Origin of the sequence: Candidatus Nitrosotenuis cloacae, from assembly GCF_000955905.1 — an archaeon.
In the GTDB taxonomy this organism is placed as follows: Archaea; Thermoproteota; Nitrososphaeria; order Nitrososphaerales; family Nitrosopumilaceae; genus Nitrosotenuis; species Nitrosotenuis cloacae.
Genome location: NZ_CP011097.1, coordinates 1,272,080 through 1,283,687 on the forward strand (window position 1 = coordinate 1,272,080; position 11,608 = coordinate 1,283,687).

12 protein-coding genes are annotated in these 11,608 nt (G+C 42.0%); 6 read left to right on the forward strand and 6 right to left on the reverse strand.

Going from position 1 to position 11,608, the window contains the following annotated elements; all coding sequences use genetic code 11:
- The first annotated feature begins 42 nt into the window (after positions 1–42).
- The 3 genes from SU86_RS07275 to SU86_RS07285 all read left to right on the forward strand — a co-directional run bounded on the left by SU86_RS07275 (position 43) and on the right by SU86_RS07285 (position 2,756).
- Positions 43–885, forward strand: a complete 843-nt coding sequence (locus SU86_RS07275) for a PEFG-CTERM sorting domain-containing protein (protein WP_052755605.1) — start codon at positions 43–45, stop codon at positions 883–885.
- Positions 886–948: 63 nt separating this feature from the next.
- Positions 949–1,857 (forward strand): PEFG-CTERM sorting domain-containing protein, encoded by a 909-nt coding sequence (locus SU86_RS07280; protein ID WP_082096190.1) that lies wholly within the window; start codon positions 949–951, stop codon positions 1,855–1,857.
- 74 nt (positions 1,858–1,931) lie between these two features.
- On the forward strand, positions 1,932–2,756 hold the full coding sequence (locus tag SU86_RS07285; protein ID WP_148550836.1) for a PEFG-CTERM sorting domain-containing protein: 825 nt from the start codon (positions 1,932–1,934) through the stop codon (positions 2,754–2,756).
- Here the strand turns inward: SU86_RS07285 and SU86_RS07290 are convergent.
- The 3 genes from SU86_RS07290 to larC are packed head-to-tail and all read right to left on the reverse strand — an operon-like array spanning position 2,753 to position 5,912.
- Complete coding sequence (locus SU86_RS07290; protein WP_048188562.1) at positions 2,753–3,910, reverse strand: cysteine desulfurase family protein; 1,158 nt, start codon at positions 3,908–3,910, stop codon at positions 2,753–2,755. The two genes, SU86_RS07285 and SU86_RS07290, sit on opposite strands and share 4 nt — an antisense overlap.
- Positions 3,907–4,704, reverse strand: coding sequence for an ATP-dependent sacrificial sulfur transferase LarE (larE, locus tag SU86_RS07295; protein ID WP_048188563.1), 798 nt, complete (start codon positions 4,702–4,704; stop codon positions 3,907–3,909). The genes SU86_RS07290 and larE overlap by 4 nt, the downstream gene beginning before the upstream one ends.
- Positions 4,701–5,912, reverse strand: a complete 1,212-nt coding sequence (gene larC / locus SU86_RS07300) for a nickel pincer cofactor biosynthesis protein LarC (RefSeq protein WP_048189365.1) — start codon at positions 5,910–5,912, stop codon at positions 4,701–4,703. The genes larE and larC overlap by 4 nt, the downstream gene beginning before the upstream one ends.
- A gap of 114 nt (positions 5,913–6,026) precedes the next feature.
- Between larC and SU86_RS07305 the strand changes: the two genes are divergently transcribed.
- Together SU86_RS07305 and larB are read left to right on the forward strand one after the other, a co-directional pair.
- Positions 6,027–6,935 carry a malate dehydrogenase gene (locus tag SU86_RS07305; RefSeq protein WP_048188564.1) on the forward strand — a complete coding sequence of 303 codons (909 nt, stop codon included), beginning with the start codon at positions 6,027–6,029 and terminating at the stop codon, positions 6,933–6,935.
- 34 nt (positions 6,936–6,969) lie between these two features.
- Positions 6,970–7,740 carry a nickel pincer cofactor biosynthesis protein LarB gene (larB, locus tag SU86_RS07310; RefSeq protein WP_048188565.1) on the forward strand — a complete coding sequence of 257 codons (771 nt, stop codon included), beginning with the start codon at positions 6,970–6,972 and terminating at the stop codon, positions 7,738–7,740.
- Here the strand turns inward: larB and SU86_RS07315 are convergent.
- On the reverse strand, positions 7,727–8,446 hold the full coding sequence (locus tag SU86_RS07315) for a VIT1/CCC1 transporter family protein (RefSeq protein WP_048188566.1): 720 nt from the start codon (positions 8,444–8,446) through the stop codon (positions 7,727–7,729). The genes larB and SU86_RS07315 overlap by 14 nt on opposite strands.
- 82 nt (positions 8,447–8,528) lie before the next feature.
- Here SU86_RS07315 and SU86_RS07320 point away from each other — a divergent pair, with 82 nt between their 5' ends.
- Positions 8,529–10,097, forward strand: coding sequence for a B12-binding domain-containing radical SAM protein (locus SU86_RS07320; RefSeq protein WP_236687683.1), 1,569 nt, complete (start codon positions 8,529–8,531; stop codon positions 10,095–10,097).
- 5 nt (positions 10,098–10,102) lie between these two features.
- Here SU86_RS07320 and SU86_RS07325 read toward each other — a convergent pair whose 3' ends face one another.
- Both SU86_RS07325 and SU86_RS07330 read right to left on the reverse strand, forming a co-directional pair.
- On the reverse strand, positions 10,103–10,429 hold the full coding sequence (locus SU86_RS07325) for a hypothetical protein (protein ID WP_048188567.1): 327 nt from the start codon (positions 10,427–10,429) through the stop codon (positions 10,103–10,105).
- Between the two features lie 30 nt (positions 10,430–10,459).
- Positions 10,460–11,572: a CFI-box-CTERM domain-containing protein gene (locus SU86_RS07330; protein ID WP_048189369.1), complete on the reverse strand. Its 1,113-nt coding sequence runs from the start codon at positions 11,570–11,572 to the stop codon at positions 10,460–10,462.
- Positions 11,573–11,608 lie beyond the last annotated feature (36 nt).

Genomic DNA, 11,608 nt, shown 5'->3' on the forward strand with positions numbered 1-11,608 from the left:
TTTCCTAACCTTAAATAGTATTCGTTAGGACGAAAAAGCAAGATGAATACTCTGTATGCAACACTAGCGTTGTTTACAATTCTGGCTACAGGCTCACTAGCATTACCAGCTTTTGCTCAGGAATTTGTAGACGCAGTTACTATAGCTACCGACAAAGAGGCATATGAAGACGGCGAGACAATCACCGTATCTGGCTCAGTCCGAGAAAGACTGTCCGGCTATGATGTTACCTTGCAAGTCATTGCAGCCAACGGAAACCTAGTTACTGCTCAACAATTGCCAGTTTCAGACGAGAATACGTTTGGAATTGACCTGGCTGCTGGCGGTCCTCTGTGGAGATCTGCTGGAACATATACGATTAAGGTCCTATATGGAACAGCAACAAGAACAGCAGAGACTAGCTTTGAGTTTGGCGGATCCGGTGACGTAATACCAGGTCCTAAAGGAAAGACCTTCCCATTAGCAAATCCGGAAGATGGCTCAGTTGGCTACTCTATAAAAGGAGGTAAAATACTAAGCATCACCCCAGACATTCCTGCCAAGTCCCTAATCGTAGAGATAGAGACCACAGCAGATGGTGAGGTGAAACTGATCATCCCAAGAAGCATCCTAGATGCAAGACTTGGTGCTGATGGAATAAGTGGTGAAGATGATAGCTTTTTCGTCCTAGTAGATGGAGCCGAGGCGGACTTTGAGGAAACAACCACCTCTGAAGATCGCACTTTGACCATACCATTTGAGGATGGAACAACTCAGATTGAAATCATCGGAACATTCGTGATCCCAGAATTTGGCACAATCGCAGTAATCATTCTTGCAGTAGCAATTGTATCGATAATTGCTATATCTTCAAGAAGTAGACTAAGTATCCTGCCAAAATACTAGATCTTCAACTTTTTTCATTTTTTAAATATACATAAATAGTCAGCATTCTAATCGCCAATCAAGATGAATAGTTATGCACTATACGTGCTAATTGCCATAATGGCTGCAGCAGGCACTTTAGCGGTAGTACCAACTTATGCATCTAGCTTCGACGAAGAAGCATGCCCAGATTGCGGCAGTATGGACATTTACGAAAAGGCTGAATACGCAAAACAAAACAACGTACCAGTCTCAGTATGGACAGATTCAAAGATCTATGATCACGAGTCTGAAATTACCGTAGGTGGTTATGTCGCAAATCTAAGAGGTGATGCTCCAGTAACAGTTACAGTGATCAGCCCACAAGGCAACATTGCAACAGTTCAGCAAGTTGAAGTTTCAGAGGACAACACATTTGAAACAATGTTTAGCACTGCAGGCGCACTCTTCAAAGAAAACGGTATGTACACCATTCGAGCACAATATGGCCCACAAGAAATCAATGATAAGGTCATGGTTGAACTAGTTGGTGAGGCAGCATCAGAAGAGTCAGCATGTGGTGATGGTGAGCTTGCAGTAAAAGGCGGCAGTGAAGTGTTCTGTGTTCCATTTGAAGCAAGTGGAGCAATAGTAACAAGCGCATCTGCCAACGGTGCTACAAAGTCACTTACCCTGAAAATCGAAACTGAAGGCGACGGTTCTATCTCACTTGCAATTCCAAGAGACGTTCTTGATGCAACAGAAGATGGTTCCGATGTAGACTTTATCGTCCTAGTAGATGATGAAGAAGCAGACTTTGAGGAAACAGATAGCGATGATTCAACAAGAATGGTCGACATCACATTCTCAGACGGCGCATCACAGATTGAGATCATAGGTACTTATGCAGTTCCAGAATTTGGCACAATGGCAGCAATCATTCTCGCAGTAGCAATTGTATCTATAATTGCGGTTTCTGCAAGAACACGACTTAGCATCTCACCAAGATACTAAAGTCTCTATACTTTTTTCATTTTTTAGTACAAATTCCGAGAAAAGGAAATATACGATTATCATAAAACTTTGGTGTGAAGTATACTCACGCATTGATTTTGTTACTAGTTATATCATCAATTCCAATGTGGTATGGTTTTGCATCTGCGGAAGAATGCAAGAATGTTTGTGTTGCAAAGCCATTCTACAAGGAAGGTGAAGCCGTAGTGATATCAGGTAAAGTAGAGGCGTTTTTGCCAAACACGCCACTATTACTACAGGTGTTTCGTGAGGCAAATCGTGTGCACATTGCCCAAGTCGAAGTTGCGCAAGATGGTACCTTTACTTATTCACTGATTGCAGACGGACCTTATTTTCAAAAGGATGGAAAATACATAGTCCAGGCATCATACGGTGTGACTGGAAATGTCTTTGAGACTAACTTTGATTTTCAGACAACCATTTCCGGAACAAACCCAACACAAATCTTTGAGGTAAAGGCAGGCGATGCTGGAACATTTGATGTGCCATATACAATAAACGGCGGCACCATCAAAAACATCATAGTGGATCCGGCCATACTGGGTCTGATTGTTACAATACAAGCAGACAGTGATGGCTCACTAACACTAGATCTTGGCAGAGAATGGATTGATGCAAAGAAAGGCCCCGATGGGAAGAGCGGTGATGATGACACATACATCATCTACATTGATGGGTTAGAAGTCCCATACCAAGAATCATCATTAAAGCCAGAATCCAGACTGATCACAATACACTTTCAAGAAGGCGATTCTGACATTGAGATAATTGGAACATATGTTGTGCCAGAGTTTGGCCCAATTGCAATTGCCATATTGATAATATCAATAACATCTGTGATGATATTATCAAAAAAACAAACGATACTGAGAATCTAAAATCCGTACTTTGCCTTGAATGGTGATACTGCCCTAAGCTCGGCAACTACTTTTTTTAAAATATCAACTGTCTGATCGATTTCTGAAATTGTATTAGAAATACCAACAGTAAGGCGCAAAGAGCCAGTTATTTGCTCGTGTGAGAATCCCATTGCCATCAGAACATGAGACGCCTTTTGTGTCTTCACAGAACATGCAGAGCCAGTAGATGCGGCAATTCCATGTTCGTCTAGCTTTATGATTAGGTCCTCACCGTTTACTCCCAGAAATGTAAAATGTGCATTGTTTGGCAGGCGCATTTCTTTGTGGCCGTTCATCGTGGTATGAGTTAGATCATTTGATACGCGCTTGACCAGATGATTTCTTAGGCTTTGTAGTGTATGGTTATTGGATTGTAGGTTTTCCTGGGCAATCTGGCATGCCTTGCCAAAACCAACAATGTTTGCTACATTTTCCGTGCCTGAGCGCATACCGTTTTCCTGTCCACCGCCCAAAAGAAACGGGTTCAATGTCACACCGTGTCTTATGTATAATGCGCCGATTCCTTTTGGTCCGTTTATCTTGTGAGAGGATATCGACATTAGATCAACGCCCAGCTCCTGTACATCAACTGGGATTTTTCCCACTGCCTGTACTGCATCAGTATGAAATGGTATGGAATACTTCTTGCAAAGTTGTGCGATTTGTTTGATTGGCTGTATGGTACCAACCTCGTTGTTTGCAAACATTATACTAACTAGGCCTATTTGGTCTGAAAGTAATGACTCTAGATTCTCAACATCAATCATTCCGGCAGAGTCAACTGGAAGATAGATCACATTATGGCCTAGCTGCTCTAGTTTTTTGCAGGGCTCTAGTATCGCATCATGCTCAATTGATGTGGTGATGAGTGTTTTTACTTTGTTTTGATTCATCGTACCAAACAGTGCAGTATTGTTGGATTCTGTCCCACCAGATGTAAACAGAATTTCATTTGGGCTTGCGCCGATTAGATCCGCAATTCTCTTTCTGGCCAAATCCAGTGCCTTTGTTGTGATCCTGCCAAACCTATGAATTGATGATGGGTTGCCATAGTTTTCCTTTAGGTATGGCATCATCTCTTCTAGTACTGGATCGGCAATCGGAGTTGATGCCGCATGATCCAAATAGATCAATCAGCAATCACGTTGATTTTTCCCGGCCTGTATCCGGTTTCATCTATTGTGACGGATTCAAATCCAATTGATTTTAGCTTGGCCGCAAGATCATCAATGTTTGCAGATTGAATCAAGTCAAGCTCGTCTTGACCTATCTCGATTTTTGCCATTCCATTTATGTCCCTGACTCGAACCTGCTTTGCGCCAACCATCTGCTTGACAAAGGTCTCGCCCACCTCAATTCTTGCCAGGCGCTCCGCAGTAACACGCTGTCCCCAAGGGATTCTTGATGCCAAGCACGAATTTGATGGCCTATCATATACAGATAGTCCTACTGATTTTGCCGTGTCTCGTACCTCGGACTTTGTAAAGTTTGATTCAACTAGCGGGCTGCGAATTCCATTGTTTTGCAGTGCCACAATTCCTGGCCTGTAATCACCAAGATCATCAATGTTTGTGCCATCTACAATTACTGTAATGTTTTCTTTTCTTGCCAGTCGGATAAGATGATCAGATAGCTCAGATCGGCAATGATAGCATCGGTTCTGGTCGTTTTTGACAAAATCCGGATTTTCCAGCTCATCATACGAGATTATCATATGTCTAATACCGATCTCTTGGCAGATTTTTTTGGCAGAATCCAGCTCTTCTTGTGCCAGTGTTTTGTAGTCAGCAGTTACTGCAAGGGCGGAGCTGCCAAGAACTTGATGGGCGGCATATGCAACCAAAGCACTATCCACACCACCAGACAATGCAACTATGACATTTTTCTTATCAGAAAACCAATCAGACAGAGAATCTAGTTTGTTCATTTTAGTTGTTTTTTGACTTCGGCTTTGATTAATTCTTCGGTCTGTTTGAATGAGATGGAGAGTTTTTCAGATATTGATTTAATGTCATCATATTCTACTTTGAATTGGTGCTTGCTTGCGGTTTTGCATCGTACGATGAAATCTTTGCTGTGAATTTTGATTTTTAGTGGTATGATCTTTCTTGGGACGATAAATCTCTCAGATGATCTTATTCTAACTCCCAGCGTTCCGGTCTCTGAGATCAATACTTGAATCAGATTGTCCACATTTTTGTGATCACAAATAACTGAGATCATGTGGCTTGGCCTTCCCTTCTTTGTTAGAGTTGGAATGACAGAAATGTCCTTGGCACCACTTGACATTATCTTATCAATTACATGTGCTAGAACCTCGCCTGAGACGTCATCTACATTTGTCTCTAGAATGCTGACGGAGTCAGATTTTAGGCTCGATTTTTCACCCAATACCATTTTTAGCACATTGGAAAAACTCTCAAAGTTTTTTTGTCCTGCCCCATACCCTACTGAGTCTATTTTCATCAATGGATAATGCTCAACACACCGGTCTGTTAGATTAACAAGCATTGCAGCACCAGTCGGTGTTGTTAATTCATCCTGAGAATCATTCCCAGAGATTATTATTCCAGACTTTGCAAATATCCCAAGTATTGCACTGGCCGGATTTGATGCCACTCCATGTGAGAATGATATGGTGCCGTTTCCAACAGCTACTGGCATTGTAATGATATCATGATCAAAGCACTTTAGATCATCTAGTGCTATTGCCACACCAATTATATCAATCACAGTATCAATGCTGGACGCCTCATGGAAGTGAACCGAGTCCTTGGGGACGCCATGAATTTTTGACTCGGCAGAAATCAGAGTTTCAATAGAGTTTTTTGCAAATTTGGATGCCCTCTCAGATAGTCCTATTTTTTGTGCAGTTTTTGTTATACAGTTTTGGATTTCAATTCCTTTTCTTTCATGGCTGTGCTCATCTAGTTTTAGGACTAGTGTGGTTGCGTTGACTCCGTGCTTGTCTGTTTTTTTGAAATCGATTTTTTCAATTTTGGAGTGATGTAAAAAGTTCTGAGATACCTTGACGCCTTCAATTATTTTGGATTTTTTTGCACCAAGATCCACCAGTGCTGACAACAACATATCACCAGAAATTCCAGCAATTTGTGGATCTATTATCAGAACCATGACATCAGGATTGCAAAAATGCATATAAATTCTCAGATCGACAAACAAAGAATTTGTTTTGTGAGTTCATGATGTACAATAGATTTAATTATTGAACGACAAAGTCGACAAAATATGATTACAATTATTGGCTCAGGCAAAGTTGGCGGAGACGCAGCATTATTTTCAGCACTGAGACGAGTAGATGATGAAATCTTACTATTAGATGTCGTAAATGGATTGCCACAAGGCGAAGCAATGGATCTTAATCACATGCTATCAGAGCAAGGAATCGACGTAAACATTCGAGGCTCTAATGACTATTCTGACATGAAGGGGTCAAAGGTAGTAGTTGTAGTTGCAGGTTCGGGAAGAAAGCCAGGCATGACCAGAATGGACCTGCTCAAGATCAATGCAGGCATAGTAAAGGGAGTAGTTGAGAATATCAAAAAATATGCAGATGATTCCATCATAGTTCCAGTAACAAACCCACTGGACCCAATGGTTCACATCACATACCAAACATCAGGCTTTGATAGAAACAGAATCGTCGGAATGGGTGGAATGCTGGACCTATCCAGATTCATCCAGTTCATTCACGAGGCAACAGGCCATTCTCGTGAATCCATCAGAGCTTTGGTAATTGGAGAGCATGGAGAAAACATGCTGCCACTACCAAGATTTTCCACAGTATCTGGAATTCCACTATCAAGCATGTTACCAAAAGAAAAACTAGACCAACTGGTCCAAAACACAAAGCAAGTAGCAGCCAAAGTAATTGAGCTCAAAGGGGCAACAGTTCATGCCCCAGGAAACGCAATATCTGCAATCGTTGATGCCATCCTAAAGGACAGAAAGAAAGTCATCCCAGTTGCCACTCCATTAAATGGCGAATATGGCCAATCCAACGTGTCAATTGGAGTTCCAGCAGTAATTGGAAGAAAAGGTGTTGAAAAAATAATAGAATTAGACTTGGATGTACAAGAAAAAGAAACATTCCAGAAAGGAATCGAGAGTGTCAAGTCAGCCCTTGCCGGCGTCTGATCAGTTTTTTAAATAAATCACTTCAAGTCACACCATGGAAATTACCGATGTTTTAGAATCACTAAAGATTGGCAAAATATCCGTCTCTGAGGCAAAAAAACAGCTCGCATTATACTCCATTGAAAAAATAGAGGATTTTGCCCAAATTGACATGGGTCGAAAGCACAGAAAGGGAATCCCGGAAGTAATATTTGCAGAACGAAAAACATCAGATGAGATAAAAAAAATAATCCAGCGAGTCTTGGAAAAGTCTGACTCGGTCCTAGTATCGAGAATTCAAAAATCAGACTATACCAAAATAGTCAGATTTGCAAAATCAAAAAAGCTCAAAATCAAGGACGGCAAAAACACCACTACCCTACTAATCCACAAAAACACGCTCAAAAGTACGGGTGGAACCGTAGGAATTGTGACTGCCGGAACATCAGATATTGGAGTTGCAGAAGAGACAAGGCTTACCTGTGAGGCAATGCATTGTAATACAATTACCAGTTATGATGTTGGAATTGCCGGATTGCACAGATTGTTTCCAATTATTAAAAAATTCATCGAACAAGACATTGATGTTATAGTGGTAGCAGCCGGAATGGAGGGAGCTCTGGCATCGGTAGTGTCATCTTTGGTAAATGTTCCAGTGATTGGCCTGCCAACATCTGTAGGATATGGTTATGGAGAAAAAGGAGTTGCTGCCCTAGCATCAATGCTTCAGAGCTGCTCACTTGGATTATCGGTTGTAAATATTGACAATGGTATTGGTGCAGGTGCGGTTGCTGCAAACATTGCAAATCGGGCTAGACGTCAATAATTCCAAGATTAGCTAGCTCAGTTCCTATTCCAAATCCAATCAGAGCAATTCCTGTTCCAAGGCCTGCCATTTCCAGACCACCCTTTATGATATTGGTGCGGGCAAGTTTGGATTTTACTGCACCAACTGCAAACGATGTGGACAGACTAATTCCAACTGCAATTATCAATGGAACATACCCATGTGCAAAGAAAAACGGAATTATTGGTAGTATGCCGCCAAGCAAAAATGCACCAAACATTCGCAATGCACTCTTTAGGGGATTGCCAATCACATCTACATTGAGTCTTAGTTCTTCTGTCAGCATTGTGTCCAGCCAGACTTTTTTGTTTGATGTGATCTTGTTTACTATCATATCTAGGTCTTTTCCCTCAAAGCCCTTTGCCTTGTAGATTTCCTCTATTTCCTGTCTTTCCACTTCAGGTTTGTTTTCCATCTCCCATTCTTCGCGAGCTATTTCAGAATTGAGCAGCTCGCGCTGCGCTTTTACTGCCAGATAGTTCTGGACTGCCATTGCCTTGGCGCCAGTAAACATGCCAACAAGTGATGCTAGAATTATAATATTTGATGAAACATCTGCACCTCCAACTCCTGCAGCTATTCCAAGTGAGGTGTTGATGCCATCTCCAAATCCAAACACAAAATCTCGAATCCCGCTTGATTCAGAGAGGTGAGGCTCCATGTGTCGCGGCTCTGATACGTCCATGTTTTGAGTTGATGGGTTTGTAATTTAAGTTTGCAAAGCAGGTAGGAAAATAATTTATACCATATGCGAAGTCAATGTTTAGTTGGCTGGCAAACGTATTGTTCTTACTGCTGACCGCAGTCTGATGACAAATTATCGCGGAAATTTCCTTTATGGGTTCATTGCATGTGGACCATATGAGCTGTTACCAGAATGGGTCTTTGACAAGGTTTTCTGCCCGGCAGTAGAGACAGACCCAAACACTGGCGAGGCAAAGGTTGCCCAAGTCGGACTAAGAAGAGTAGAGAGCGCATTGCTCCAAGGATACAAAAGAGATGAGATCTTTGTCGCAAATCCAGACTATCTAGCAAAATCAATCGGGCCCGACACCAAAGTAGTTGGAATCAATGTGATGGATCCACTCGGCATGGCACCAGTCACAACTACCATGTCGCCTGAAAAATTATCGTACGTTGCAATGAAGTTCAAGCGCATGTGTGCAGATATTATCCAATTAAAGAAAAAATATGATTTCAAAGTTGTAGTTGGCGGAAACGGGGCATGGGAGCTTGCAAAAACAGACAGAATGAAAATTCACGGAATTGACACGGTTGTAGTTGGCGAAGCAGACGAGCTTGCCCTGGACTTGTTCAAGGATTTAGAGAGCGGAGACGCACCAGAATTGATGCATTGCTTTGTCAAAAACATACAGAATATTCCAGAAATCGAAGGCCCAACTGTCAACTCGTTAATTGAGGCAATGCGAGGATGCGGACGTGGATGCGACTTTTGTGATGTGAACAAGCGCTCCAAAAAAGACTTGCCAATTGAGCGACTACAGCACGAAGCAAAAATAAACCTCGATTACGGTTTTGATTCCATTTGGCTGCACTCTGATGAAATGCTGCTTTATGGATGTGACAATAAAGACTTTCAGCCAAACAGAGACGCCATTACGGAATTGTGGCGTAGCCTAAAATCAATGGGTGCTAACTTTGTTGGAACCACCCACATGACATTCTCTGCAATTGCAGCAGACCCAGTTCTACTAAAACAAATGTCAGAAATTAATGAAATGCACACAAACGGCAGATGGCTTGCAACAAACTTGGGAATAGAAACCGTTGCACCAAGAATGGTCAAAAAACACCTAGGTGTCAAGACCAAGCCATTCTCAACTGACGAGTGGGGATGGGTAGTACGAGAAGGAGCTCGAATCATGAATGAGAACCACTGGTTCCCAGCAGCCACATTAATCATTGGCTGGCCTGATGAGACCCCAGATGAGACCCAATATACCATTGATTTAATCGAGGATTTCAGAAAGACAAACTTTAGGGGACTGGTAGCACCATTGCTGTATCAAGACTTTTCAGAAAAGAACTCGATGCACTTTGGAAACCTCAATGAGGCCCAATTCACCCTGTTTTGGAGGTGCTGGGAGAACAACATGCGGGTCATTAATGATATCGTACCGATCATATTACGAAACAAGACCTACGGTCCTCCAATGAAGATATTCATGTATGGGTTGATCAAGGCTGGAACCTGGGCAATCATGAGATACCTAAGAGGCCTCTGCAAGGATCTCTTCAATGGCAAGCTTCCAGAAGATATCGTGGATAGATATGCAAGAAGCAGATCAGTTGCTGCCCCTACATATACAAGATAAAAAAATTAGCCTAGTTTTTGGATTGCTTCATCAGCAATAGTGTTTCTTTTTGGTGAGATCACAATAAAGTACGTCTTGTCTGCTCTCTCTATTGCCGCAACTTTTCTGTAAGAGTTTGCGTTGATGTCAAATTCCAAAATTCTGCCATCTAGTGTTGCCTTGGTGTATATCATCAAGTAGACATCACCACCATTGTGAGTCAGTGGGATGAATGCAAAGACGTATCCTTTGTAGTAGTTGATTGGCATTGTGTTTTTCATTGGTGGCATTACAGCTGCCATGTAAGAAAAGATGTCTTGAATTGACGAAAATTCTTCGTATTCTACGTGCATGAATGGGGTTTGATAAAAGAGGATATAATCTTAAAGGCGTCTTTTTTGGATTAGGCCTTTAACTTTGACTATCACTATGGCTGGCACTACAAAGTACATTCCGATGTTTAGTAGAATGACTCCTATACCATAGCCTAGCATTTCTTGCTCAGAGTTGATATCAACATAGTTGAGTATCGATAGTGTTGATAGCATTGGAGTGATTGCAGTCTTTACTACTTCTTTGAATAGTGGACTTTGTCTTTCCAAGTCTGCTACTGCTGGGCTGAATGCATAGTACACACTGTTGAATCCTGCTAGGAATGTTGTACCTGCTCCGGTGCTGAATAGTACGTTATCTCTAACTTCTCTTAGCATTTGTACTTGTGGTGCAAGTTCAGTTCCAAATGCAGCAGTTGCAATCAAGCATCCTGGACCTCCAGTAGTACCTGACTTTGGAACACAGATTCCATCTTTAAGTTCGGTGCCTGCGCCACATTGTGGTGGTGGAGGTGTGTTGTCTTCTGGTTCAACATCAACACATACGTTGTTGACTAGCTCTTGTCCTGGTGGGCAGTTATCAACAACTGGCGGTGCTACAATACATGACTTTGATACGGGATCATAAACCGTACCTGTTCCACATGCTGGTGGTGGAGTCTCGATGTCTTCTGGATTTGTACATTGTCCATTTACTATGATTTGTCCTTCAGCGCATGATGGCGGTGGTGGAACTACGTCTGGTGGTAATTCGCCCGTTCCTCCATTATAGAAGAACATAGTCTCTGCCTTTTGTGGGCCATAGTTTACTAGAATTTTGTAATCTCCTCTCTTAATCCAACGGTCGCCGGCTACGATAAAGGCACTCTCAAAGGAGCCATCTAATTGTGGTTTTACTTGGTCAATTGAAACGATGTTTCCGTTACTGCCATTGACTACAGGTCCTAGGACCCTAACTGTAACATCAATCATGTTATTGATGTCTGGGCTTTTGATAAAGCCGCTAAATGTTACGGTATCTCCCTCATCATACAGAGGAAGGTTTGTTGATACAGATAATGGTGGTATCTGACTTAGATCAGTTTGTGCAAAAACCATTGATAATGATGATGTGAATAGTACAAGTGACAAAAATACTGCTACGAGTCTCCCAGCTCCTCTCATGTCTAGGCTGATACAAGAATTCAGGGTATTTATGTA